The organism is Streptococcus sp. 32226D021BW (assembly GCF_053545015.1).
Window position 1 is genome coordinate 1 of sequence record NZ_JBPPVC010000007.1, and the last position, 24,743, is coordinate 24,743.

The window sequence follows — 24,743 nt, forward strand, 5'->3', positions numbered from 1 at the left end:
ACACGCCCTAAACGCTGTGTGAAAAATTGCTGGTTTCTTCATGTTTAAGCGTGTGGAACTGGCTTCTGCGTCGTAGATATCTGTGCTTTCTTCGGTTTTCGACCTGTGAAAGTACTAGTTGTCTTGACGGGGGTGCGCCTTCGAAATCACAGATTTCGGACTTACCGCCTATTTTGACTGTGCATTTGACGCTCTTTATATCTTAGAAAGGAATTGAACACGCCCTAAACGCTGTGTGAAAAATTGCTGGTTTCTTCATGTTTAAGCGTGTGGAACTGGCTTCTGCGTCGTAGACATCTGTGCTTTCTTCGGTTTTTGACCTGTGAAAGCACTAGTTGTCTTGACGGGGGTGCGACTTCGAAATCACAGATTTCGGACTTACCGCCTATTTTCACTGTGCGTTTTACGGGCTCTGTATCTTAAATTATGCAAGAAAATATTGTGATTCATGGGGCTCGTGCCCATAATTTGAAAAATATTGATGTGACCATTCCGCGTGAGAAGTTGGTAGTGGTGACTGGTTTGTCGGGGTCTGGTAAGTCGAGTTTGGCTTTTGATACCTTGTATGCCGAAGGCCAACGTCGCTATGTGGAATCTTTGTCTGCCTATGCTCGTCAGTTCTTGGGCAACATGGACAAGCCAGATGTGGATTCTATAGAGGGTCTCAGCCCTGCTATTTCCATAGACCAAAAAACGACCTCGCGGAATCCGCGTTCGACAGTTGGTACGGCGACGGAAATCAATGACTATCTCCGTTTGCTCTATGCTCGAGTTGGGGTGCCTTACTGTATCAATGGCCACGGGGCGATTTCGGCTTCTTCCGTGGAGCAGATTGTTGATGAAGTTTTGGAATTGCCAGAGCGTCAGCGACTGCAGATTTTAGCACCGATTGTACGGAAGAAAAAGGGGCAACACAAGACTATTTTTGAGAAAATCCAGAAGGACGGCTACGTTCGGGTGCGGGTCAATGGGGATGTCTATGATGTGTCGGAAGTGCCTGAGTTGTCCAAGAGCAAGGCTCATAATATTGAAGTTGTGGTCGATCGGATTGTCATCAAAGAAGGCATTCGCTCGCGACTTTTCGATTCTATCGAAGCAGCTTTGCGGATTGCGGACGGCTACGTCATCATTGACACCATGGACGAGAAGGAACTGCTTTTCTCTGAGTACTATGCCTGCCCAGTTTGTGGCTTTACAGTGCCCGAGTTGGAGCCTCGTCTTTTCTCTTTCAATGCTCCTTTTGGGTCTTGTAGCGATTGTGATGGTTTGGGCATGAAGCTGGAAGTGGATACGGATTTGATTGTCCCAGATGCCAGCAAGACCTTGCGTGACGGTGCCTTGGCTCCGTGGAATCCAATCTCATCCAACTACTATCCACAGATGTTGGAACAGGCCATGAACCACTTTGGTGTGGACATGGATAAGCCTTTTGAGGAAATGACGGACGAGGAAAAGAATCTGATTTTCAACGGTTCTGACGGCAAAGAATTCCATTTCCATTATGAAAATGAGTTCGGTGGGGTGCGTGATATCGACATTCCATTTGAAGGTTTGATTACCAATATCAACCGCCGCTACCGTGAAACCAATAGTGACTATACGCGGACGGTCATGAAGACTTACATGAATGAGTTGACCTGTGGAACCTGCCACGGCTATCGCCTCAATGACCAAGCCTTATCTGTCAAAGTCGGTGGCGAAAAGGGACTGCATATCGGACAATTATCAGACTTGTCCGTAGCGGATCATCTGGAAGTCATTGAACATCTGACCTTGTCTGAAAATGAAGCAACCATTGCGACACCGATTGTCAAGGAAATCAAGGATCGTCTAAGCTTCCTCAATAACGTTGGTCTAAATTACCTAACCTTGTCACGAGCAGCGGGGACATTGTCTGGTGGTGAGAGCCAGCGAATTCGTTTGGCGACCCAGATTGGCTCCAACCTGTCAGGTGTCCTCTATATTCTGGACGAGCCGTCGATTGGTCTGCACCAGCGGGACAATGACCGCCTGATTGCCAGTCTCAAAAAGATGCGTGATTTGGGCAATACCTTGATTGTGGTGGAGCACGATGAGGACACCATGCGTGAGGCCGACTGGTTGATTGACATTGGTCCAGGTGCGGGTGTCTTTGGCGGAGAAATCGTGGCTTCTGGAACGCCTGCCCAAGTAGCTAAAAATAAAAAATCTATTACAGGCCAGTACCTGTCTGGCAAACGTGAAATTCCAGTTCCTTTGGAACGCCGTGTTGGCAACGGTCGATTCTTAGAGGTGACAGGCGCCAAGGAAAACAACCTGCAAGATGTGACTGTTCGATTCCCGCTTGGAAAATTTGTAGCGGTGACAGGGGTGTCTGGCTCAGGCAAATCAACCCTGGTCAACTCCATTTTGAAAAAAGCTATCGCCCAGAAACTCAATCGTAATTCGGACAAGCCAGGTAAGTTCAAGTCCATTTCAGGAATTGAACACTTGGACCGCCTGATTGACATTGACCAAAGTCCGATTGGACGGACACCGCGTTCCAATCCAGCCACCTACACAGGTGTCTTTGACGATATTCGTGACCTCTTTGCCCAGACCAATGAAGCTAAAATCCGTGGCTACAAGAAGGGACGTTTCTCCTTTAACGTCAAAGGTGGACGGTGTGAAGCTTGTTCTGGTGACGGGATTATCAAGATTGAAATGCATTTCCTGCCAGATGTCTTTGTTCCTTGCGAAGTCTGCCATGGTCACCGCTACAACTCTGAAACCTTGGAAGTACATTACAAGGAGAAAAATATCGCCCAGGTCCTTGACATGACAGTCAATGATGCGGTCGAGTTCTTCAAACATATTCCAAAGATTGAGCGGAAACTTCGTACCATTCAAGATGTAGGCTTGGGCTATGTGACTTTGGGACAACCTGCAACCACTCTATCAGGTGGGGAAGCCCAGCGGATGAAGTTGGCTTCTGAACTCCACAAGCGGTCGACTGGGAAATCCTTGTATATCTTGGATGAGCCGACGACAGGCTTGCATACGGAGGACATTGCCCAGTTGCTCAAGGTCTTGGCTCGCTTTGTTGATGATGGCAATACCGTGCTAGTCATCGAACACAATCTGGATGTTATCAAGACAGCTGACCACATTATCGACATGGGGCCAGAAGGCGGTATCGGTGGCGGTACCGTTGTTGCAACAGGAACACCAGAAGAAGTAGCAGCTAACCCAGCCAGCTTTACAGGCCAGTATTTGAAAACTAAGTTGAAATAAGCATTTTAAAAAGAGTCGTTGGCTCTTTTTTTTGGAGCTTACACCGATTTTTTCTACGCTTGATAAGCTAGTACAAATCAGATATAATGTAAAAAATAAGATTCTTAACAAGGAGACCTCCATGCAATCGGAATACGTTTTATTGTGCAGTCCATACAGATACAGTTTAGTTTTTGCCAATTCAGTCAATAGACAATTTATCGAAAAAGAACTAATGAGTGTCGTCATGCCAGGTGTCAATATGATGACCAGAGGTCTGTTGCGAACCATGTTAGAAACAAACTATGGCATTACAGATTATTCAAGTTTAAAAGAAGAAATTGATAAACTGGAAGATGGTCGTTATCATGCTTTAGAAGATGTTTCGTCTTTTATTGATGGAATAGGCACTCCTGATGTAAAAGACTTTTACCTCTCTTTAAATTCACTAACAGGTTCTCGAACCATTCAAGGGTTTGATGACTGCCGAATAATTGATGTCTTGACGAAATCGTATGCTGCTCGCTTGATTACTAAAGAAGAATTTGAGGAACTGTTTACCAAGCAAACAGAGCGTATCAAAAATAGTTATCAGACTTGGGAACAATACCTAGCATCTTGTGTACTGGGAAAATTACTTCAGTTTGTTCCTAGCTCAGAAACGATTACAAGCGTTGAGGAATATGTGGTAGATGTTTATTCTTTTTGTATTGCACCGACGAATGTCTTTTCTTATGGTACTTTTTGGGGAAATCATGAGTTAACCAACTTGACAGCATTGTTAGAAAACCTCTTACCTGAAGAAATTGTTAAAGAGTTAAAACCAAGGCAAAATCGTGTGGATTATAAGGGTGAGATTCCAGGACTTACTGCGCCTTCAAATGATTTGCTTGCTTCCCTAGAAGGAACCTCTATAGACCCAACTTTTATCGATTATGAACGCTATCAGTACCTGAGCGAACTTGCAGATTACGTTTTTTGGACTCCCCTTATTGAGAATAATCTTGAATGGATGATTGCAGAAAAAAACTTGCAAGAACAAGATACAATTCTTTTACCAAAGGAGTATGCAAGTCTTTATTCGGCTAGAGTATTTTGGTATCATTATCCAAGCTACAAGGAGTTGCATGAAGAACATATTTTTGCCATGTTTGAAGGAACTCTAAGTTTAAATCTTATCTTTACAGAGGAAGCTGTCTACACCTTTAAGAAGAAATTATTCGGCAAACCAGCACTTGTCAGAATCCCTTGGGAACAAGTTGAGTTAAGCTCCTCACTTAATTTATGGATGGAAGAAAGTAAAATTCATTTTGGCAAAAAGACAATCTCTAATGTCAGTCCAGTTTTAAGCGAAATCGGCCTAAATAGTAAGGCTATTGACGACCTAGATTCTCAAGAAAGGAAAGCTCTTGAAAATGAATGGCAACAAAAAATGAATCAATTTTTAGAGGGTATTCCTCAACGGATTCGTGAATTTAAAGGGAAATGAGAAGAAACTCTTAATGCTGTTTTGAAAAGTCGCCAAGCGGCTTTTTCTTGTTTATTGGAAGTTTATTGGTAATTCTGTGCATTTCTGCTATAATAGTTACAAAATCTTTGGAGGTAGCTTATGCAAGCGCGTGTGGAAAAATTTGAAGCAAAATTAGCCCAATCAGATGTGGACGGCATCTTGGTGACTGGACAGAATAATATTTATTATCTAACAGGTTTTTGGGGAACTGAGGCGACTGTTTTCATCAGTGGCAAACATCGCTTGTTTGTGACCGATGCACGCTATACCTTGATTGCCAAGGCTACAGTGCAGGGCTTTGATATTATTGATAGCCGTTTTGCCCTTGAAGAGATTTCAAAGGTGATAAAGGAAGATGGTCTTGAAACCATTGGTTTTGATAGCGAGGTGACCTATGGTTTCTATCAACATCTGACCAGCATTTTTGAGGGGTATCAGTTGGTTGTTATGTCCAATTTTATAGAAGACTTGCGCATGATTAAGGACGAGAAGGAAATTGCGACCATTCGCCGTGCTTGTCAAATTTCGGATCAGGCTTTTATTGATGTTCTTGACTTTATCAAACCAGGTCAGACGACTGAAATGGACGTCAATCATTTCCTTGACCACCGCATGCGTCAACTCGGTGCCGAAGGGGCATCATTTGAGTTCATCGTGGCATCTGGCTACCGCTCTGCCATGCCCCATGGAAGAGCCTCAGAAAAGCTTATCCAGACTGGTGAAACGCTGACCTTAGACTTTGGCTGCTACTACCAACATTATGTCAGCGATATGACACGGACCATCCATATCGGTCATGTGACAGACCAAGAACGTGAGATTTACGATGTGGTTTTGCGTGCCAACAAGGCTTTAATTGACCAGGCCAAAGAAGGTGTTACCTATCGTGAGTTTGACGCTATTCCTCGTGAGATTATCAATGCGGCTGGTTATGGAGCCAACTTCACGCACGGGATTGGGCACGGGATTGGTTTGGACATTCATGAATATCCTTACTTTGGAAAATCTGACGAGCCAATCAAGGTTGGTATGGTCTTGACGGATGAGCCCGGCATCTATCTGGATGACAAATATGGTGTCCGTATCGAAGATGACCTCTTGATTACGGAAACAGGTTGCGAAGTCTTAACCTTAGCTCCAAAAGAATTGATTGTCATTTGAGAAATTTGACAGTTTATGGTAAAATAAGACGAATAAATAAAATTTTGAAGAGGTATTCAATACAATGATTGAAGCAAGTAAACTTAGAGCAGGTATGACCTTCGAAGCTGAAGGTAAATTGATTAAGGTCTTGGAAGCTAGCCACCACAAGCCAGGTAAGGGGAACACTATCATGCGTATGAAATTGCGTGATGTACGTACAGGTTCAACCTTCGATACAACTTACCGTCCAGATGAAAAATTTGAACAAGCCATTATCGAAACAGTTCCAGCACAATACCTATATCAAATGGAAGATACAGCTTTCTTCATGAATACTGAAACCTATGACCAGTATGAAATTCCAGTAGCAACTATCAAGGAAGAATTGCTTTACATCTTGGAAAACTCAGATGTGAAAATCCAGTTCTACGGAACGGAAGTAATCGGTGTTACTGTACCAACGACTGTTGAATTGGTTGTAGCAGAAACACAGCCATCTATCAAAGGGGCAACTGTAACTGGTTCAGGTAAGCCTGCTACCATGGAAACAGGTTTGGTGGTTAACGTGCCAGACTTCATCGAAGCAGGTCAAAAACTGGTTATCAACACAGCAGAGGGAACTTACGTATCACGCGCTTAAGGGTTTCCTCCTAGAAAGGAGAGCTTATGACAACAGAATACCAAGGTGAAATCGTCATTGCACCACGCGTTCTTGAAGTGATTACAGGTATTGCGGCAGCCAAAGTGGAAGGGGTACATTCTCTTCACAACAAACGTGTGGCAGATACTTGGTCAAAAACTTCCTTAAATAAAGGTGTTTACCTTCAAACTGATGACGAAGGAAAAGTAACAGCAGACATCTATGTTTACCTAGAATACGGTGTCAATGTTCCAGCTGTATCTATGGATATTCAACGTGCAGTTAAAACAGCTATTTATAACTACGCAGAAGTTGAAGTGACTGCTGTCAATATTCATGTCAATGGCATTGTTCCAGATAAAACACCAAAACCAGCCTTGAAAGATTTGTTCGGAGAGGATTTCCTTGATGAAGAATAATAGACACGCCCTGCGTAAGTGTGCTTTGCAGGCAATCGTATCACTGGAATTTGGTCAGGAACCTGTACAGGCAGCCCAATTCTCCTATCTTTACGACCAAGAAGAAGAGCAAGAAGGTGTTGAAATTCCGCTTTTCCTTTTAAATCTTGTCAATGGTGTGGCGGATTATCGTGAGGACTTGGACAAGGAATTGTCTAGCCGATTAAAAGCAGGTTGGACTTTGGACCGATTGACCTTGATTGATAAAAATATCATGCGTTTGGGCTTATTTGAAATTCAATATTTCCAAGAAACACCAGACCGTGTAGCTGTCAATGAGGCTATCGAACTAGCCAAAGAATTCTCAGATGAATCCTCAGCCAAATTTATCAATGGTGTTTTGAGCAAATTTGTAAAAGAAGAAGCCTAAGTGGTTTCTTTTTTTATTTTTGACCAACAAAAAACTGTACCAGATTGATATCAGGTACAGTTCATTTTATATACTAGCCCCTGCAAGTAGGGAAACTGGCAAGATATAATTATGTTTGCTTAATTCCTTACCCTCAATTTTCTCAATCAATAAATCAACCATTAGTTTTGCGATATCATCTAAGGGTTGCTTAATCGTTGTCAGTTGAGGATAGTAGTTTTCAATAAAGTGGGTTCCATCATAGCCAATCAGTTTAAGATCTTGTGGAATGGACAGGTTGAGCGAACGTGCCACATTCCAGACCAACATAGCAGTAGCATCACCAGACACGAAAATACCATCTGGTTGATGTTTTTCAATAATCGTACGGATTTCCATTTCTTTTCTAACGGGAGAGAAATCACTGGAAACGTGGTAGACTATGGTATCTGGTAAGATGGAAAGGAAGCCTAATTGCCGTAGCCCAGTTGGGGAATTTGAATCGTCATTACCAGAAATCATAATAGGTCGCTGGCAACCAGCCTTTTTCAATGTTTTGGCAGCAAGTACACCGCCAGCATGGTTGTCAGATGAAACGACAGGGATCGACGGTGATAAATTGCGGTCGAAGGCTATGATGGGAGCAGACACTCGATCATAATCCTTGATACCCAGGTTATGACTACCAGAGATAATGCCATCTACCTGGTTGGCTGCCAACATTTCCAGATATTCTCTTTCCTTCTCAGATTCGTGTTGGCTATTGCAAATAATCGTCTTGTAACCACGATTAAAGAGCTGGCTTTCGAGATGACTGATCAATTCGGCATAGAAGACATTACTAATGTTAGGGAAAATCAAGCCAACCAGTTTAGCTGACTTTCCTTGTAAGCTACGAGCTAAATTATTGGGCTTGTAACCTAATTCTCGCATAGCTTCCTCAACCTTGCGGACCGTTTTTTTTGATAAGTAGCCTTTTTTATTGATGACACGAGAAACCGTTGTCGGACTAACTCCGGCTAACTGGGCGACATCAGTTAGTTTTGCGACCATAATCTAAATGGTAGTAGGTTCCAGCTGGGCTTCCGGCAGTGATGGCAATTCCATTTTGGTCTGCATGAGGGAAGACGCGTCCAGAAAATACTTTTTCTCCTTTATTGATGAAAATTTCAAAGACAGACTTGTCGATGAAAATATTGGTAGTAAGCGCTCCAGGCTCAATATCACAAGCGCGACTTGTGCCAAAATCAAGAGCAAATGGCTGACCACAATGTTCGCGATCCAATGTAATCTGTCCATTTTCTGTATCAACAGTCAAGACTAGACCTTTATTGTCTTGGTTTGCAAATAGCACGATTTCATGCTTGCTTCCAGCAGCAAATTCAATTTCCAGCTCATAAACATTGTTGGTTTCTTTTTGGTTTGAAAATGGCTGCGATTCTTGACGAAGACTGGTAATAGCTTCAACTGGGTATTGGTAAAGTTTGCCGTCCCTGATAGACAATTCTTTGACCAATGACAAGCAACCTTGATAATCATAAGCATCAGTTGGGTATTCTACATCAGGAAGGGCCAACCAGCTGACTGATAAAGTGCGACCATCAGGAGCGTTAAAGGCCTGGGTTGCATAGCACTCAAAACCATAGTCCAGATTGATGAGTTCGCTAGGCTCTACAATAGTTGCTGTTTCTGGATCGAAACTCTGACCAATCTTGTACATATTTGGATAGATGTTACCATAGTCCAAGACTTCTTTATCCAAACCTTGAGGGCAATAAAGAAGAATTGGTTGCTCACCGACAAAGGCGATATTTGGACATTCCATCATGTAGGCAGTCATATCATTAGCAAAATCCAGGTCACCAACCAAGGTCCAGTTGAGGTAGTCATTGTTTTCAGCCTTATAGAGTTTAACAATACCTTTCTTGTCTAAGTTTTGTCCACCAACGATGGCGTAATATTGTCCCTTGTAGTTGAAGATTTGTGGATCACGGAAGTGGTCGGTTGTATCCTCTGGTTGGTCAATCAAAATCTTATCAATTTTTTCAATCTTGCCGTCCTTGTCCATCAAGGCACCAATTTGATAAGGATGGCGGACCCAATTTTCATCGCGGACATTTCCTGTATAGAATAAGAAGAGTTTATCGCCGAATTCCATAGCAGAACCAGAGTAGGCACCGTGGCTATCCAGTGGCGTATCGGGATACATGACTGCACCCGTTTCTTCAAAGTGAATAAGGTCAGTGGATTCTGTATGAACCCATGATTTTAAGCCATGTGCTGCACCAAATGGGAAGTATTGGTAAAAGAGGGTCCATTTTCCATTAAAATAAGAAAATCCATTCGGGTCATTCAAAAGACCGTGTGGAGTTTCAATGTGGAAATTAGTTCTCCAAGGGGAACTCTCCGTATTCTTTTTGATTTTTTCAATGTATTCTGGCGTCCAGTCAGCATAAGCTCTGTAACGTTCTTCAGTAGTAAAGGCCATACTATCTCCAATTTTATCTAATATTTCAATTATTATAGTAAACGTTTTCTTGTGAAAAATCAAGCTTTTTACAATGATTATTGGAATTTTTTAAAAAATTCTGCAAAACGTTTGACATATTTTGTAAAAGTGATATAATAAAACCATCGAAAGTGTGAAAACACTTTCAAAAAACAAAAAATAATTTAAGGAGATTTTTGCAAGATGAACAATACTGAAATTGCAAAAAAAGTCATTGACGCCCTTGGCGGACGTGAGAACGTACGCAGTGTTGCCCACTGTGCGACTCGCCTTCGTGTCATGGTCGTTGATGAAGGGAAAATCGACAAGGATACAGTCGAAAATATCGAAAAAGTACAAGGTGCTTTCTTCAACTCTGGTCAATACCAAATCATCTTTGGTACTGGTACAGTAAACAAGATCTACGATGAAGTCGTTGCCCTTGGGTTACCAACAGCGACTACTGGTGAGCAGAAAGCAGAAGCTGCTAAGCAAGGCAATGCTTTCCAACGTGCTATCCGTACCTTCGGTGACGTATTCGTTCCAATCATCCCTGCGATCGTAGCAACTGGTCTTTTCATGGGTCTTCGTGGACTTCTTGGAGCACTCGGTTATACTCTTCCAGAAGATTTGAACGTTTACTCACAAATCTTGACTGATACAGCCTTCATCGTATTGCCAGCCTTGGTGGTATGGTCAACATTCCGCGTATTTGGTGGGAACCAAACAATCGGTATTGTACTTGGTATGATGCTTATTGCTGGTCAATTACCAAACGCTTGGGTTGTAGCATCAGGTGGCGATGTGAAACCAACTATCTTCTTTGGTTTCATCCCAGTTGTAGGTTTGCAAGGTTCAGTATTGCCAGCCTTCATCATCGGTTTGATTGGTGCTAAATTTGAGAAAGCAGTCCGCAAGGTAGTTCCAGAAGTTCTTGATCTTTTGGTAACTCCATTTATTACCTTATTCGTAATGTCTATCCTTGGCTTGTTTGTCATTGGTCCAGTCTTCCACGTGGTTGAAAACTACATCTTGGCTGGTACCCAAGCTATCTTGAACTTGCCAATGGGTCTTGGTGGTCTACTTATCGGTGGTGTTCATCAAGTTATCGTTGTATCAGGTGTTCACCATATCTTCAACTTCTTGGAAGCTCAATTGGTAGCAAACACTGGTGCTAACCCATTCAACGCTATCATCACTGCAGCTATGACAGCACAAGGTGCTGCTACAGTAGCGGTTGGTGTGAAAACGAAGAATCCTAAATTGAAAGCTCTTGCTTTCCCAGCAGCTCTTTCTGCCTTCCTTGGTATTACTGAGCCAGCTATCTTCGGTGTTAACTTGCGTTTCCGCAAACCATTCCTTCTTTCATTGGTTGCGGGTGCCATCGGTGGTGCTGTAGCATCTCTTCTTGGTCTTGCCGGTACAGGTATGGGTGTTACTATCATCCCAGGTTTGACACTTTACGCAGGTAATGGTCAAATTCTTCCATACATCCTTATGGTTGCCGTATCATTTGCTCTTGGTTTTGCTCTTACTTACCTCTTCGGTTATGAAGATGAGGAGAAAGATGTAAAAAAGCCTAGTGCTTCAGCACAAGAAACAGCTGAAACGCTTGAAGAAGCAGAAACAGGACTTGTAGCTGAAGAAACTCTTGTATCTCCACTTTCAGGTGACGTTGTTGCCCTTGAAAATGTTAATGACCCAGTCTTCTCATCAGGAGCTATGGGTAAAGGATTGGCTGTTAAACCATCTGAAGGTGTTGTTTATGCACCAGCAGATGCAGAAGTAACAATTGCTTTTGAAACAGGTCATGCATATGGTTTGAAAACAGCTTCAGGTGCAGAAATCTTGATTCACATTGGTATTGATACAGTATCAATGAACGGTAACGGATTTGAAAAATTGGTTGCAGCTGGCGATAAGGTAAAAGCAGGAGCTCCACTTGCTAAATTCGATGCAGCCAAGATTGCTGAAGCAGGTCTTGATGATACAACTATGATCATCGTGACCAACACTGCTGACTTTGCAGAAGTATCACCACTTGCTGAGGGAACAATCTCTCATGGAGCGGACTTCTTGAAAGTTGTTAAATAGTTTCAAAAATCAAGAGAAAAAGGCGGTAAGCCTTTTTCTTCTATTTCTATCTATGGTATAATGAAAAAAACAAAAAGGGAGAAAATTCATGACAAAATTATACGGAAGCCTTGAAGCTGGTGGAACGAAGTTTGTTTGTGCGGTTGGTGATGAGAACTTTCAAGTAATTGAAAAAACACAATTTCCAACGACAACACCTTATGAAACTATTGAACATACAGTTGAATTTTTCAAGCGTTATGAGGATCGTTTGGCAGGTATTGCCATTGGTTCTTTTGGTCCGATTGATATCGATCAAAATTCACAGACCTATGGCTACATCACGTCAACTCCAAAACCACACTGGTCAAACATTGATTTGCTTGGTTTGATTGCTAAGGAATTCAATATTCCATTCTACTTCACGACAGATGTTAACTCATCAGCTTTTGGTGAAACCTTGGTTCGTAAAGGGGTAAAGAGCTTAGTTTACTATACAATCGGTACAGGTATCGGTGCTGGTGCTATCCAAAACGGTGAATTTATCGGTGGTTTAGGTCATACAGAAGCAGGTCATACTTATGTTGCTCTGCACCCTTATGATGTCAAGCACGAGTTCAACGGGGTATGTCCCTTCCACAATGGCTGTTTGGAAGGCTTGGCTGCAGGTCCTTCACTTGAAGGCCGTACTGGCATCCGTGGTGAATTGATCGAACTTAACTCAGATGTCTGGGATGTTCAAGCCTACTACATTGCTCAAGCAGCTGTTCAGGCAACTCTGCTATACCGTCCACAAGTCATTGTATTTGGTGGAGGAGTTATGGCTCAAGAGCACATGCTTAATCGTGTACGTGAGAAATTTGTTGGTTTGATGAATGATTACCTTCCAACACCAGATGTCAAAGAGTACATTGTAACCCCTGCAGTTGCTGAAAATGGTTCAGCTACACTTGGAAACTTTGCCTTGGCCAAACAAGTATCTGAAAAATAATGAAAAATCCGACTTGTTCGGATTTTTTTGTGCGCCTTTCTTGGATACAAGAGGGGAAATCTTGAAAATTAACTATTTTTTTGCTACAATAGATTATTGATTAAAACTTGAAATAGGATGAAATATATGTTAGCAAACAAACTTCGTTCTCTTATCGAAAATGACAAGGGAGAACAAAGAAAACTTGAAAGAATGGCGGATAAGGTTTTCTCTTATGCAGACGAGATGGCCGCTTTAACGGATGAGCAATTACAAGCAAAGACGATAGAATTTAAGGAACGTTATGCAAATGGTGAGTCACTAGATGATTTACTGTATGAAGCCTATGCGGTTGTGCGAGAGGCTGCGAAACGTGTCTTGGGGCTTTATCCCTATAAGGTGCAGGTTATGGGGGGAATTGTTCTCCATAATGGTGATGTGCCAGAGATGCGTACAGGTGAAGGAAAAACCCTTACTGCGACCATGCCAGTTTATCTCAATGCTCTTTCAGGCGAAGGAGTACACGTTGTAACGGTAAACGAATACTTATCAACTCGTGATGCAACAGAGATGGGTGAGCTTTATTCTTGGCTAGGCTTGTCTGTGGGGATTAACCTCGCGGCTAAGTCACCTTTTGAAAAACGAGAAGCCTATAACTGTGACATTACCTATTCGACCAACTCTGAAATCGGTTTTGACTATCTTCGTGATAACATGGTTGTGCGTGCGGAAGATATGGTACAACGTCCGCTCAACTATGCCTTGGTCGATGAGGTCGATTCTATCCTGATTGATGAAGCGCGTACACCTTTGATTGTATCTGGTCCTCAAGGTTCAGAAACCAATCAACTTTACTTCTTAGCAGATAAGTTGGTCAAATCCTTAAATACCGAAGACTACATCATTGATGTACCATCTAAAACGATTGGTCTGTCAGACTCAGGGATTGACAAGGCTGAAAAGTTCTTCAAGTTAGATAACTTGTATGATATAGAAAATGTAGCTATTACTCACTTCTTGGACAATGCCCTTCGTGCCAACTACATCATGACCTACGATGTAGATTATCTTGTGAATGAAGAGCAAGAGGTTATGATTATCGATCCGTTTACGGGTCGTACCATGGAAGGTCGTCGTTATTCTGATGGACTTCACCAAGCCATTGAAGCCAAGGAAGGTGTACCGGTTCAAAATGAATCCAAGACCAGTGCTTCCATTACCTACCAGAACCTATTCCGTATGTATAAAAAGCTCTCGGGTATGACTGGTACTGGTAAGACTGAAGAGGAAGAATTCCGCGAAATTTATAACATTCGCATTATTCCAATCCCAACCAACCGTCCCATCCAACGTATTGACCACGAAGATTTACTTTACCCAAGTTTGGAGTATAAGTTCAATGCGGTGGTTGCGGATGTCAAACGTCGTTATGAAAAAGGTCAACCAGTGCTTGTAGGTACAGTTGCGGTTGAGACTTCTGATTTAATTTCGCAAAAATTGGTTGCTGCAGGTGTGCCACACGAAGTGTTGAATGCCAAAAACCACTACCGTGAAGCTCAAATTATCATGAATGCCGGTCAGCGTGGAGCTGTTACCATTGCGACCAACATGGCGGGACGTGGTACAGATATCAAGTTAGGTCCTGGCGTATTGGATTTGGGTGGTCTATGTGTTATCGGAACAGAGCGACATGAAAGTCGACGTATTGATAACCAGCTCCGTGGACGTGCAGGACGTCAAGGGGACAAGGGTGAGTCTCAATTCTATCTCTCATTGGAAGACGATTTGATGAAGCGTTTTGGTTCGGAACGAATTAAGGCCTTTATGGAACGTATGAACTTGACTGAGGAAGAATCTGTTATTAAGTCTAAGATGTTGACGAGACAAGTTGAAGCAGCCCAAAAACGTGTTGAAGGAAATAACTATGATTCCCGTAAACAAGTTCTTCAATACGATGATGTCATGCGTGAACAACGTGAGATTATATACAGTCAACGTCACGATGTCATTACAGCTGATCGAGATCTAGCTCCAGAAATTAAAGCCATGATCAAGCGTACCATTGAGCGCCAGGTGGAAGGTCATTTCTTGAGTTCTAAAGAAGAAGCAGTGGTAGCGATTGCTCAATTTGCACATGCTAATCTGGTTGAGGAAGGTAGTTTAAGTCTGGCTTATCTGGAGGATTTAAGTAAGCAGGAAATTATTGATGAACTCTATGAACGTGCCTTGTCAGTTTATGCTTCACAGGTTGAAAAATTACGTGATGAAGAGCGGGTTCGTGAGTTCCAAAAGGTCCTTATTCTCCGTGTAGTAGATAGCAAATGGACAGATCATATTGATTCCTTGGATCAGTTGCGTAATGCTGTTAGTTTGCGTGGTTATGCTCAAAACAATCCAATTGTTGAATACCAATCAGAAGCTTTTACCATGTTTAATGATATGATTGGTGCCATTGAGTTTGAGGTCACTCGTTTAATGATGAAGGCTCAAATCCACGATAATATTGAGCGTGAGCGTGCAAGACAAGAATCTCATACAACAGCAGTGAAAAATATTATTCCGGCGCAGTCTGCCATGGTGAAAGAACAAGTATCTTTCGAAGGCGTAGATCGAAATGCACCATGCCCATGTCAGTCTGGTAAGAAATTTAAAAATTGTCACGGCCGTAAATAGCAAAGAACAAGGGACTGGACGGCTGTCCAGTTCCTTTTCAATTGTTCCAAAGGATGAAATGTGAAAATGAGGCGAGGTTTCAATGATAGTTGGGCATGGTATTGACCTTCAAGAAATAGAGGCGATTGAGCGTGCTAGAAAGAAACATAGTGATTTTCCCAAACGGATTTTAACAGAAAGAGAATTTGAACGGTATCAAGGGTTACAAGGTCGTCGCCAGCTGGAATATCTGGCGGGCCGTTGGGCCGCTAAAGAAGCTTTCGTTAAGGCTTTAGGTACTGGGATTGGCAAGGTTACTTTTCGAGATATTGAGATTTCAAATGCTAGTAACGGTGTCCCTTGCTTAGTTTCTAGACATTTTTCAGGGAAAGTATGGTTAAGCATTAGTCATTCAGGAAATTTTGCCCAGGCTAGTGTTATTTTGGAGGAGAAAGATGATTGAGAGTGAACATCGCCCCACGCAAGTAGGTATTCATTTAGATGCTATCGTCGCTAATCTGGAAAAAGTGATGGGTGGTTTGCCAAATAAGACCGCTGCCTTCGCGGTTGTTAAGGCTAATGCTTACGGCCATGGGGCAGTTGCAGTAGCAAGGAAATTATCCAGTAAGGTAACTGGTTTTTGCGTATCTAACTTGGACGAGGCTTTAGAATTACGTAGGGCAGGTATTGAAGATCCTATTTTGATTTTAGGTATTGTGCCTCCGAACTTCTTAGACCTAGCTCATCAGTTAAATATTAGCGTGACAGTTGCTAGTTTAGAATGGCTGACCCAAGTAGCTAAGCTAGATTTGGATTTGTCTGGACTAGCGGTTCATTTAAAAATCGATACGGGTATGGGGCGAATTGGTTTTCGAAGTGAAGAGGAATTGCAACAGGCTCTGGATTTGTTAGATGCTTTAGAGTTTGAGCTAGAAGGTATTTTTACCCATTTTGCAACAGCAGACGAGGTAGATGAAAGGCAATTCCAAGAACAGTTGTCTAGCTTTAAAGCTCATTTGGCTCTCTTGCCACGTTTACCACGCTGGGTTCATGCCAGCAATTCTGCGACCAGCATTTGGCATACAGACACTGTCTTTAATCTGGTTCGTCTGGGCAATATTCTCTACGGAATGAACCCAAGTGGGAGGACCCTAGAATTACCATTTTCGGTGGAACCAGCCTTGTCCCTGGTTTCGGAAATTGTCCATGTCAAGCAGGTTCAGGCTGGAACTGTAATTGGTTATGGAGCTACTTATACTAGCTCAGAAACAGAGTGGATTGCCACCGTTCCGATTGGCTATGCGGATGGAATGGTAAGAAGTTTGCAAGGTTTTCATGTTTTAGTCGATGGCAAACCTTGTGAAATAGTAGGGCGGATTTCTATGGACCAAATTACCATTCGCTTACCAGACTACTATCCAATCGGTGAAAGAGTTACCTTAATCGGGCAAGATAATAAAAATAGCATTAGCGTTCAAGATTGGGCAGACTATATTGGTACTATCAATTATGAGGTTGTCTGCCTATTAACTGACCGTTTACCACGCTTTTTCGAATAAAAAAAACCATGCTAGGAAGTAATCTAGCATGGTTTTTACTTATTTCTCCTCAAAAAATGCATCATAGAGGGCCTTGAGAGCCTTCTCTTTTTCTTCTGTTTTGACAACGAACATAACGGAAACTTCGCTGGCACCTTGCGAAATCATGGCCAGGTTGACATTTTGTTGAGAAAGTGCAGCCGTTGCAGTAGCAGTTACACCGACATGGCTCTTCATATTTTCACCAACAATCATGATGGTAGAGAGCCCATGTTCAATTTCTGCCTTATCAACTTCTAGTTTGGTCTTGAGTTGACGAAGGATTTCTTCCTCCTTGATAGGCGTTAACTCACGCTCGCGGAGAACGATAGATAGGTCATCAATACCAGTCGGCATATGTTCAAACCGTATATTGAGATCTTCAAGAATTTGCAGAACCTTGCGCCCAAAACCAACTTCACGGTTCATCAGGTACTTAGACATATTGATACTTACGAAGTCATCATCTGCTGCGATACCAACAACAGGAACGGTTTCTTCAGTGTGTTTGTGAACAATACGAGTGCCAGGATGACCAGGGTTATTCGTATTTTTAATAACCAATGGAATGCGACCGCGATAGGCCGGGAGAAGAGCCTCATCATGGAGCACGGAGAAGCCGGCATAAGCCAATTCGCGCATCTCACGATAAGTCAATTCCTTGATAGAATGTGGATTTTTGATAATACCAGGATGGGCAGCAAAGATACCATCTACATCAGTAAAGTTTTCGTAAAGATCAGCCTTTACCCCTGCTGCTACGATAGAACCAGTGATGTCTGACCCTCCACGTGAGAAGGTACAAATTTGATTGTCAATCGTAACGCCAAAGAAACCAGGAATAATGAGGATTTCATCTGAGTTACGCAGCTCTTCAATTTTATCATAGCTTGATGGAAGAATTCGAGCGTTACCTGGTTCAGAGCTGACGATGATGCCAGCTTTTTTAGGATGAACATAGCGAGCTGGTAAGCCTTTAAAGGTGAAGTATTCGGCAATCAATTTTGCATTGTTATCTTCACCAGCAGCTAGGAAAGCATCATAGAGAAAATCGTTGTTTTCGATTGGTAGGCTAGCTAATGACTTGATGCTTTCAGCGATTTTTTTCATGCTTTTAGCTGTAAATCCAAGCTCATCAACCATAGCCTGATAGCGATTGATAATCCATTCTTGACTTGCAGTAACATCTTTTCCATTGATGTATTGCTTGTAATACTTGATAAGGGCGTCTGTCACCTTGGTATCTTGGCTGTTCCGTTTACCAGGGGCAGACACAACCACAAAGCGACGCTCAGGATCAGACTGGACAATCTTGAATACTTTTTCTAATTGGGCAGCAGAAGCCAGAGAACTTCCACCGAATTTAATCACTTTCATAAGAGCTCCTTTTAAACTTTTTTACATTATAACAAAAAGTCTTCACCTTGTCAGTAGTATCAGGTTAAAGCGTAGATTTTGTTCGACTTATGGTAAAATAGAAGTTCAGAGGAGGGGTTATGGCACTTAAAGGCATTATTTTTGATATGGACGGTGTTCTCTTTGACACCGAGCACTTTTATTACCAACGCAGAGCAGATTTCTTGGCTACCAAGGGACTGTCGGTGGCCCATCTGGATCCAGCTATTTTTGTTGGCGGACGGGTCAGCCAAATCTGGCAATTGGTCTTGGGGAAAGACTATGACCAGTGGGATATTCCCCAGTTGGAAGCTGAGTACAAGACCTATAAGGAAAGCCATGTGGTTCCCTATGGGCAGTTGGTTTTTCCAGATGCAGCTACTACCTTAGCTAGTCTGGCCCAGGCAGGTCTTCGCTTGGCTTTGGCCTCCAACACGGATAAGTCTGAGATTGAGCGGGCTCTGGCTGAAGCGGGATTGCGAACCTATTTTGACCACGTGTTTTCAGCTATGGACTGCCGTGCGGGCAAGCCCGACCCTGAAGTCTATGAGAAAGCTAGTCAGGCCTTAGGGTTTGAAAAAGCAGAGCTACTTGTCATTGAAGACAGCCCCAAGGGGATTGAGGCAGGAAAGGCGGCTGGACTGACTGTCTGGGCTATCGAAGACAAGCAATTAGGCCTGGATCAGTCTCAGGCGGATGAAAAAATAGCTAATCTTAGCCAATTACATACTGTAATTAAAAGAGCCTAGAGCTCTTTTTTTCGGACGTGACAGTTTTTTACAAGTGGAGAGTACACTGATTAAAAAAGTATGGTAGAATAGGATAAATTTACTTTTATAGTTTGATATTCAAAGCTTTGACTGCAGACAAGAAGGAGAAATCAATGTCCTACACAACTATTCAGTATCAGGTAACCGATAGGCTGGCGACCCTGATCCTCAACCGTCCGGATGTTGCCAATGGTTTTAATATTCCCATGTGCGAGGAAATCTTGGCGGCCATTGAAGAGACGGCTAAAAATGACCAGGTTCATTTCTTGCAGATTGAAGCAGCAGGTCCGATTTTCTCTGTGGGTGGAGATTTGGTCGAGATGAAGCGAGCGGTGGATGAGGACGATATTCCTTCCTTGGTACGCATCGCAGAGCTGGTCAATGACATCTCTTTTGCCCTCAAGCAACTTCCTAAAGTTGTCCTTATGGTTACCGATGGAGCAGTAGCGGGTGCGGCGGCCAATATGGCAGTGGCAGCGGATTTTGCCATCGCTTCAACTAAAACAAAATTTATCCAAGCATTTGTTGGTGTAGGTTTGGCCCCAGACGCTGGAGGGATTTTCCTACTCAGTCGTGCTATTGGAGCCAATCGTGCCAGTCACTTGGCCATGACAGGTGAAGGCCTGTCGGCGGAGAAAGCTTTGGAGTACGGGATTGTCTATAAACTGGTGGAATCAGAAAAGTTGGAAAAAACGGTCCAACAGGTCCTTAAGAAACTCATGCGAGGCTCAATCAACTCTTATGTTGCCATCAAACAGTTGGTCTGGGAAAGTCAGTTCAAGGACTGGGAATCCTATCGCCGCTTGGAATTAGACCTGCAAGAAAGTCTAGCCTTCAAAGAAGACTTTAAGGAAGGCGTTCGAGCCCATGCAGAGCGGAGAAGACCTACTTTCACAGGAAAATAATCAGCATTTTCTGAAAAAATATTTGACAATCAAACTTTTCTGGAGTATACTTTTGCTATCAAAGTAAAGGAGGCCTGTTTTGGAAGATTCAAAAATCAATGACTATCTGACCGCTATTTTTAATAATGTGTTGGTGATTGAGGAAACAAGTCTTCGTGGCAGTCGCTTTAATGACATTTCTATAAAGGAAATGCATACCATTGATGTTATCGGTGGAATTGATGGAGCGACGCCGAGCGATGTGGCTCGTACTTTGATGGTGACACTTGGAACAGTGACAACCAGTCTCAATAACTTGGAGAGGAAAGGCTATGTTGAGCGGATCCGTTCCACAAAGGACAGACGGGTCGTTCACCTCTATCTGACCAAGAAAGGCCGTCTGGTCTATCGCTTGCACCAACGTTTCCACAATGAAATGGTCAAGCAGATTACAGACGGGATGGACGAGGCAGAATACCAAGTGATGAAAAAAGGACTCTACAAACTCTATAATTTCTTGGAGGATTTGAAATGAGAACCTTTGCTAAAATCAGTCAAGTTGCCCACTATGTTCCGGAACAAATCGTGAGCAATGATGATTTAGCACAAATTATGGATACCAGTGATGACTGGATTGCTTCACGGACAGGTATTCGAAAAAGACGCATTTCTCTTGATGAGGACACCAGTGACTTGGCCAGTCGGGTTGCCCAAGACCTGCTAGACAAGTCAGGTGTGACTGCTGATGAGATAGACTTTATTATCGTCGCAACCATTACGCCGGATTCGGCTATGCCGTCAACGGCAGCTCGGGTCCAGGCGGCTATAGGTGCCAGAAAGGCTTTTGCCTATGACCTAGTCGCAGCTTGTTCGGGCTTCGTTTTCGCCCTATCCACCGCAGACAAACTAATCTCCTCTGGTATCTACCAAAAGGGAATCGTGATTGGAGCGGAGGTTTTGTCCAAGACAGTCGATTGGTCGGATCGGAGCACTTCTGTTTTGTTTGGGGACGGGGCTGGCGGTGTCTTGCTGGAGGCTAGTACTGAGCAACATTTTCTAGCAGAAATCAACCGAACGGACGGCAGTCGTGGCCTTAGTCTAACCTCTGGCCAGACGGGGCTGCATTCTCCTTTCTCGAAAGAGGGAGGCAACCAGCCCTATTTGCAAATGGACGGCAGAGCTATTTTCGAGTTTGCTGTTCGCGATGTGACCAAGGCCATTGCAGAGCTACTAGACAGTCAGGGTTTGACTGGTGATGAGGTGGACTATTTCTTGCTTCATCAGGCCAACAGTCGAATCCTAGACAAGATGGCACGCAAACTGTGCCTTGGTATTGAGAAATTTCCAGCCAATATGATGCACTACGGCAATACCAGTGCGGCCAGCATTCCTATTCTCCTATCGGAGTGTGTGGAGGCAGGCACTCTGCGGTTGGACAGTGGCCAGACAGTCGTTCTGGCAGGCTTTGGTGGCGGGCTGACTTGGGGTACGCTACTACTGAAACTTTAGTTAATACGTTGCCTCTGGCAATGATTAAAAATATTTTTTATACAAAAGGAGCACTATCATGGCAGTATTTGAAAAAGTACAAGAAATCATCGTTGAAGAATTGGGTAAGGATGCTGAAGAAGTAACCCTTACAACAACTTTTGAAGATTTGGACGCAGATTCATTGGATCTTTTCCAAGTTATCTCTGAAATCGAAGATGCATTCGATATCCAAATCGATACTGAAGAAGGTTTGACAACTGTAGGTGATTTGGTTGCCTACGTTGAAGGAAAAACCAACTAACATTTCCGTAGAAAAGTGCCAGTGAGCATTTTTCTTAGGGTGAATACTTTGATATTCAAAACATTGAAGTGTCAAAGTATCTAAACAGGTGAATGCTCAGGCATTCGCTTGTTTATCTAATCTGTTGAGGTTCAAGGGATTAGGTAAGCAATTTTATGAAGAGGGAACTATGAAAACAAAGATTACAGAATTATTGAACATTGATTATCCGATTTTTCAAGGTGGTATGGCCTGGGTGGCTGACGGTGACTTGGCTGGTGCGGTTTCAAATGCTGGTGGTCTAGGGATTATCGGCGGAGGCAATGCTCCCAAAGAGGTCGTTAAGGCAAACATTGATAAAGTCAAGTCCATCACAGACAAGCCTTTCGGTGTCAATATCATGCTCTTGTCTCCATTTGCAGATGACATTGTTGACCTGGTTATCGAAGAAGGTGTCAAGGTGGTGACAACAGGTGCGGGTAACCCTGGAAAATACATGGAACGCTTGCACGCAGCTGGTATTACGGTTATTCCAGTAGTACCGAGTGTTGCTCTTGCTAAACGTATGGAAAAATTGGGAGTGGATGCCGTCATCGCTGAAGGGATGGAAGCAGGTGGTCACATCGGTAAATTAACAACTATGACCTTGGTTCGTCAGGTTGTTGAAGCTGTATCCATTCCTGTTATCGCAGCAGGTGGTATCGCAGACGGTGCTGGTGCTGCTGCGGCCTTTATGTTGGGAGCAGAAGCTATTCAAGTTGGAACACGTTTTGTTGTTGCCAAGGAGTCAAATGCTCATCCAGCCTACAAGGAAAAGGTTCTCAAGGCCAAGGATATTGACACAACAGTATCGGCGTCCGTTGTAGGTCACTCGGTGCGTGCGATTAAGAACAAGCTTTCGACAGCCTATGCGGCTGCGGAAAAAGACTTCCTTGCTGGGAAAATTTCAGCAGAATCCATTGAAGAACTGGGGGCAGGTGCCCTTCGCAATGCCGTTGTAGATGGTGATGTGGTCAATGGTTCGGTTATGGCAGGTCAGATTGCTGGCTTGGTGACTAAGGAAGAAACCTGTGAAGAAATTTTGAAAGATTTATATTTTGGAGCTGCTAAGGTGATTCAGGAACAAGCGAGTTGCTGGGCTTCCGTTGGAGAATAAGATGACAAAAACAGCCTTTCTATTTGCAGGTCAAGGGGCTCAGACACTCGGTATGGCCCGTGACCTCTATGACACCTATCCCATTGTCAAGGAAACTTACGACCAGGCTAGTCAGATTCTGGGCTATGATGTGCGTGACTTGATTGACCATCAGGAAGACAAGCTCAACCAGACCCGCTATACCCAGCCTGCGATTTTGACCACCTCTCTTGCTATCTATCGTTTGTTAGCAGAGAAGGGACTTGAGCCAGATATGGTAGCCGGTTTATCCTTGGGAGAATATGCAGCCTTGGTTGCCTCAGGTGCTCTAGCCTTTGCAGATGCCATTTCCTTGATTGCCAAACGAGGTGAGTTTATGGAGACGGCTGCACCAGCAGGGACTGGTAAGATGGTCGCTGTCCTCAATGCAGATGTCAGCTTGATCGAAGAGGTCTGTTCATCAGTTACCTCTGGGATTGTTTCCCCAGCCAACTACAACACACCAGCCCAAATCGTTATCGGTGGTGAGGTGGCTGCTGTGGATGAGGCAGTGGAAGCCTTGAAAGCGGCGGGTGTCAAACGCATGATTCCCCTCAATGTGTCGGGGCCTTTCCATACGGCTCTCTTGCGTCCAGCTTCGGAGCAACTGGCTCAGGCTCTGGAAGAGGTGGAGTTCGCAGACTTTCAAGTAGACTTGGTTGGGAATACGGAAGCCAAGGTCATGAAACAAGAGGATATCAAGTCTCTCTTGACCCGTCAGGTCATGGAGCCTGTTCGCTTTTACGAGTCCATTACAACCATGCAGGCGGCAGGTGTGACCAAGTTTATCGAAATCGGTCCGGGTAAGGTCTTGGCAGGATTTATCAAGAAAATTGATAAGACAGCTGAGGTTGTGACAGTAGAAGATGTGGCAAGTCTAACAGACTTGTTGACTAGCCAATAAGGAGAAATCATGGAACTTACCAATAAAAATGTGTTTGTGACGGGTTCAAGTCGTGGAATCGGCTTGGCCATTGCCCATAAGTTTGCTAGCCTTGGTGCCAATGTGGTGCTGAATGGTCGTGGTCAGCTGGGGCAGGACTTGCTGGATAGCTTTTCAGACTACGGTGTCAAAGTAGTGGCAATTTCAGGCGATATTTCCAGCTCGGAAGATGCCAAACGAATGGTGGCTGAGGCAGTTGAGTCTCTTGGTAGTGTCGATATCTTGGTCAACAATGCAGGGATTACCAAGGATGGTATGACCTTGCGAATGACGGAAGAAGATTTCGAGAGCGTTTTGAGTATCAATCTAACAGGGACCTTTAACATGACCCAGGCTGTTTTGAAGCCTATGACCAAGGCACGAGAAGGGGCTATTATCAACCTTTCCAGTGTTGTCGGTTTGACAGGGAATGCTGGTCAGGCCAACTATGCCGCTTCTAAGGCAGGTGTTATCGGCTTTACAAAATCCATTGCTCGTGAAGTTGCAAGCCGCAATGTTCGTGTCAATGCGATCGCACCAGGCTTTATCCAGTCAGATATGACAGATGTTCTGTCTGACAAAATCAAGGATGCCATGTTGGGGCAAATTCCTATGAAACGTTTCGGTTTAACGGAAGAAGTGGCGGATGTAGCTGTGTTCTTGGCTAAGCAAGAATATCTAACTGGACAAGTGATTGCGGTTGACGGCGGCTTGACCATGCAATAAGAGAGGTTTG

22 protein-coding genes are annotated in these 24,743 nt (G+C 43.5%); 19 read left to right on the forward strand and 3 right to left on the reverse strand.

Features of this window, described 5'->3' with window-relative positions; genetic code table 11:
* The first annotated feature begins 426 nt into the window (after nucleotides 1-426).
* The 6 genes from uvrA to nusB all read left to right on the forward strand — a co-directional run bounded on the left by uvrA (nucleotide 427) and on the right by nusB (nucleotide 7,352).
* Nucleotides 427-3,252 (forward strand): excinuclease ABC subunit UvrA, encoded by a 2,826-nt coding sequence (gene uvrA / locus ACEE44_RS05620; RefSeq protein WP_449171556.1) that lies wholly within the window; start codon nucleotides 427-429, stop codon nucleotides 3,250-3,252.
* Between the two features lie 121 nt (nucleotides 3,253-3,373).
* Entirely contained in the window at nucleotides 3,374-4,720 is a 1,347-nt protein-coding gene (locus ACEE44_RS05625; protein ID WP_332410706.1) for a DUF1266 domain-containing protein, read from the forward strand.
* A 120-nt stretch (nucleotides 4,721-4,840) separates the two neighbouring features.
* Complete coding sequence (locus ACEE44_RS05630; RefSeq protein ID WP_449171557.1) at nucleotides 4,841-5,902, forward strand: M24 family metallopeptidase; 1,062 nt, start codon at nucleotides 4,841-4,843, stop codon at nucleotides 5,900-5,902.
* Nucleotides 5,903-5,966: 64 nt separating this feature from the next.
* On the forward strand, nucleotides 5,967-6,524 hold the full coding sequence (gene efp / locus ACEE44_RS05635) for an elongation factor P (protein ID WP_332410704.1): 558 nt from the start codon (nucleotides 5,967-5,969) through the stop codon (nucleotides 6,522-6,524).
* A gap of 26 nt (nucleotides 6,525-6,550) precedes the next feature.
* The gene (locus tag ACEE44_RS05640; RefSeq protein WP_449171558.1) at nucleotides 6,551-6,943 is read left to right on the forward strand and encodes an Asp23/Gls24 family envelope stress response protein; all 393 of its coding nucleotides are present in this window, start codon (nucleotides 6,551-6,553) and stop codon (nucleotides 6,941-6,943) included.
* Entirely contained in the window at nucleotides 6,933-7,352 is a 420-nt protein-coding gene (gene nusB, locus ACEE44_RS05645) for a transcription antitermination factor NusB (RefSeq protein ID WP_449171559.1), read from the forward strand. Before ACEE44_RS05640 ends, nusB begins: the two co-directional genes overlap by 11 nt.
* Nucleotides 7,353-7,418: 66 nt before the next feature.
* Here the strand turns inward: nusB and ACEE44_RS05650 are convergent, their stop codons facing one another.
* A complete protein-coding gene (locus tag ACEE44_RS05650; RefSeq protein ID WP_449171560.1) occupies nucleotides 7,419-8,384 on the reverse strand; it encodes a LacI family DNA-binding transcriptional regulator in 966 nt (321 codons plus the stop codon).
* On the reverse strand, nucleotides 8,365-9,819 hold the full coding sequence (locus tag ACEE44_RS05655) for a sucrose-6-phosphate hydrolase (protein WP_449171561.1): 1,455 nt from the start codon (nucleotides 9,817-9,819) through the stop codon (nucleotides 8,365-8,367). Before ACEE44_RS05655 ends, ACEE44_RS05650 begins: the two co-directional genes overlap by 20 nt.
* 204 nt (nucleotides 9,820-10,023) lie before the next feature.
* Here ACEE44_RS05655 and ACEE44_RS05660 point away from each other — a divergent pair, with 204 nt between their 5' ends.
* The 5 genes from ACEE44_RS05660 to alr all read left to right on the forward strand — a co-directional run bounded on the left by ACEE44_RS05660 (nucleotide 10,024) and on the right by alr (nucleotide 17,073).
* Complete coding sequence (locus ACEE44_RS05660; RefSeq protein WP_449171562.1) at nucleotides 10,024-11,913, forward strand: sucrose-specific PTS transporter subunit IIBC; 1,890 nt, start codon at nucleotides 10,024-10,026, stop codon at nucleotides 11,911-11,913.
* Nucleotides 11,914-12,001: 88 nt separating this feature from the next.
* Nucleotides 12,002-12,883, forward strand: a complete 882-nt coding sequence (gene scrK, locus ACEE44_RS05665) for a fructokinase ScrK (protein ID WP_449171563.1) — start codon at nucleotides 12,002-12,004, stop codon at nucleotides 12,881-12,883.
* A 126-nt stretch (nucleotides 12,884-13,009) separates the two neighbouring features.
* A complete protein-coding gene (secA, locus tag ACEE44_RS05670) occupies nucleotides 13,010-15,535 on the forward strand; it encodes a preprotein translocase subunit SecA (RefSeq protein WP_449171564.1) in 2,526 nt (841 codons plus the stop codon).
* Between the two features lie 82 nt (nucleotides 15,536-15,617).
* A complete protein-coding gene (acpS, locus tag ACEE44_RS05675; RefSeq protein WP_332410691.1) occupies nucleotides 15,618-15,977 on the forward strand; it encodes a holo-ACP synthase in 360 nt (119 codons plus the stop codon).
* Nucleotides 15,970-17,073 (forward strand): alanine racemase, encoded by a 1,104-nt coding sequence (gene alr, locus ACEE44_RS05680; protein WP_449171565.1) that lies wholly within the window; start codon nucleotides 15,970-15,972, stop codon nucleotides 17,071-17,073. Before acpS ends, alr begins: the two co-directional genes overlap by 8 nt.
* Before the next feature lie 39 nt (nucleotides 17,074-17,112).
* Here alr and ACEE44_RS05685 read toward each other — a convergent pair whose 3' ends face one another.
* On the reverse strand, nucleotides 17,113-18,468 hold the full coding sequence (locus tag ACEE44_RS05685) for an aspartate kinase (RefSeq protein ID WP_449171566.1): 1,356 nt from the start codon (nucleotides 18,466-18,468) through the stop codon (nucleotides 17,113-17,115).
* Between the two features lie 119 nt (nucleotides 18,469-18,587).
* On the opposite strand from ACEE44_RS05685, the gene ACEE44_RS05690 reads away from it, so the two are divergent.
* The 8 genes from ACEE44_RS05690 (at nucleotide 18,588) to fabG (ending at nucleotide 24,733) form a co-directional block, all read left to right on the forward strand.
* On the forward strand, nucleotides 18,588-19,235 hold the full coding sequence (locus ACEE44_RS05690; protein ID WP_449171567.1) for an HAD family hydrolase: 648 nt from the start codon (nucleotides 18,588-18,590) through the stop codon (nucleotides 19,233-19,235).
* Nucleotides 19,236-19,369: 134 nt separating this feature from the next.
* On the forward strand, nucleotides 19,370-20,161 hold the full coding sequence (locus tag ACEE44_RS05695; RefSeq protein WP_449171568.1) for an enoyl-CoA hydratase: 792 nt from the start codon (nucleotides 19,370-19,372) through the stop codon (nucleotides 20,159-20,161).
* Nucleotides 20,162-20,240: 79 nt separating this feature from the next.
* Nucleotides 20,241-20,675, forward strand: coding sequence for a fatty acid biosynthesis transcriptional regulator FabT (fabT, locus tag ACEE44_RS05700; protein WP_449171569.1), 435 nt, complete (start codon nucleotides 20,241-20,243; stop codon nucleotides 20,673-20,675).
* Nucleotides 20,672-21,649, forward strand: coding sequence for a beta-ketoacyl-ACP synthase III (locus ACEE44_RS05705; RefSeq protein WP_449171570.1), 978 nt, complete (start codon nucleotides 20,672-20,674; stop codon nucleotides 21,647-21,649). Before fabT ends, ACEE44_RS05705 begins: the two co-directional genes overlap by 4 nt.
* Nucleotides 21,650-21,707: 58 nt before the next feature.
* Complete coding sequence (locus tag ACEE44_RS05710; RefSeq protein ID WP_053863745.1) at nucleotides 21,708-21,932, forward strand: acyl carrier protein; 225 nt, start codon at nucleotides 21,708-21,710, stop codon at nucleotides 21,930-21,932.
* Nucleotides 21,933-22,101: 169 nt separating this feature from the next.
* Nucleotides 22,102-23,067 carry an enoyl-[acyl-carrier-protein] reductase FabK gene (gene fabK / locus ACEE44_RS05715; RefSeq protein ID WP_449171571.1) on the forward strand — a complete coding sequence of 322 codons (966 nt, stop codon included), beginning with the start codon at nucleotides 22,102-22,104 and terminating at the stop codon, nucleotides 23,065-23,067.
* Nucleotide 23,068: 1 nt separating this feature from the next.
* Complete coding sequence (gene fabD, locus ACEE44_RS05720; protein ID WP_449171572.1) at nucleotides 23,069-23,989, forward strand: ACP S-malonyltransferase; 921 nt, start codon at nucleotides 23,069-23,071, stop codon at nucleotides 23,987-23,989.
* Nucleotides 23,990-23,998: 9 nt separating this feature from the next.
* Complete coding sequence (gene fabG, locus ACEE44_RS05725; RefSeq protein ID WP_449171573.1) at nucleotides 23,999-24,733, forward strand: 3-oxoacyl-[acyl-carrier-protein] reductase; 735 nt, start codon at nucleotides 23,999-24,001, stop codon at nucleotides 24,731-24,733.
* Nucleotides 24,734-24,743: the final 10 nt, after the last annotated feature.

Excerpts from the sequence above, each read along its gene's own strand:
- uvrA (WP_449171556.1), top strand. The coding sequence starts at position 427 with ATGCAAGAAAATATTGTGATTCATGGGGCTCGTGCCCATAATTTGAAA.
- ACEE44_RS05625 (WP_332410706.1), top strand. The coding sequence starts at position 3,374 with ATGCAATCGGAATACGTTTTATTGTGCAGTCCATACAGATACAGTTTA.
- ACEE44_RS05630 (WP_449171557.1), top strand. The coding sequence starts at position 4,841 with ATGCAAGCGCGTGTGGAAAAATTTGAAGCAAAATTAGCCCAATCAGAT.
- efp (WP_332410704.1), top strand. The coding sequence starts at position 5,967 with ATGATTGAAGCAAGTAAACTTAGAGCAGGTATGACCTTCGAAGCTGAA.
- ACEE44_RS05640 (WP_449171558.1), top strand. The coding sequence starts at position 6,551 with ATGACAACAGAATACCAAGGTGAAATCGTCATTGCACCACGCGTTCTT.
- nusB (WP_449171559.1), top strand. The coding sequence starts at position 6,933 with ATGAAGAATAATAGACACGCCCTGCGTAAGTGTGCTTTGCAGGCAATC.
- ACEE44_RS05650 (WP_449171560.1), bottom strand. The coding sequence starts at position 8,384 with ATGGTCGCAAAACTAACTGATGTCGCCCAGTTAGCCGGAGTTAGTCCG.
- ACEE44_RS05655 (WP_449171561.1), bottom strand. The coding sequence starts at position 9,819 with ATGGCCTTTACTACTGAAGAACGTTACAGAGCTTATGCTGACTGGACG.
- ACEE44_RS05660 (WP_449171562.1), top strand. The coding sequence starts at position 10,024 with ATGAACAATACTGAAATTGCAAAAAAAGTCATTGACGCCCTTGGCGGA.
- scrK (WP_449171563.1), top strand. The coding sequence starts at position 12,002 with ATGACAAAATTATACGGAAGCCTTGAAGCTGGTGGAACGAAGTTTGTT.
- secA (WP_449171564.1), top strand. The coding sequence starts at position 13,010 with ATGTTAGCAAACAAACTTCGTTCTCTTATCGAAAATGACAAGGGAGAA.
- acpS (WP_332410691.1), top strand. The coding sequence starts at position 15,618 with ATGATAGTTGGGCATGGTATTGACCTTCAAGAAATAGAGGCGATTGAG.
- alr (WP_449171565.1), top strand. The coding sequence starts at position 15,970 with ATGATTGAGAGTGAACATCGCCCCACGCAAGTAGGTATTCATTTAGAT.
- ACEE44_RS05685 (WP_449171566.1), bottom strand. The coding sequence starts at position 18,468 with ATGAAAGTGATTAAATTCGGTGGAAGTTCTCTGGCTTCTGCTGCCCAA.
- ACEE44_RS05690 (WP_449171567.1), top strand. The coding sequence starts at position 18,588 with ATGGCACTTAAAGGCATTATTTTTGATATGGACGGTGTTCTCTTTGAC.
- ACEE44_RS05695 (WP_449171568.1), top strand. The coding sequence starts at position 19,370 with ATGTCCTACACAACTATTCAGTATCAGGTAACCGATAGGCTGGCGACC.
- ACEE44_RS05705 (WP_449171570.1), top strand. The coding sequence starts at position 20,672 with ATGAGAACCTTTGCTAAAATCAGTCAAGTTGCCCACTATGTTCCGGAA.
- ACEE44_RS05710 (WP_053863745.1), top strand. The coding sequence starts at position 21,708 with ATGGCAGTATTTGAAAAAGTACAAGAAATCATCGTTGAAGAATTGGGT.
- fabK (WP_449171571.1), top strand. The coding sequence starts at position 22,102 with ATGAAAACAAAGATTACAGAATTATTGAACATTGATTATCCGATTTTT.
- fabD (WP_449171572.1), top strand. The coding sequence starts at position 23,069 with ATGACAAAAACAGCCTTTCTATTTGCAGGTCAAGGGGCTCAGACACTC.
- fabG (WP_449171573.1), top strand. The coding sequence starts at position 23,999 with ATGGAACTTACCAATAAAAATGTGTTTGTGACGGGTTCAAGTCGTGGA.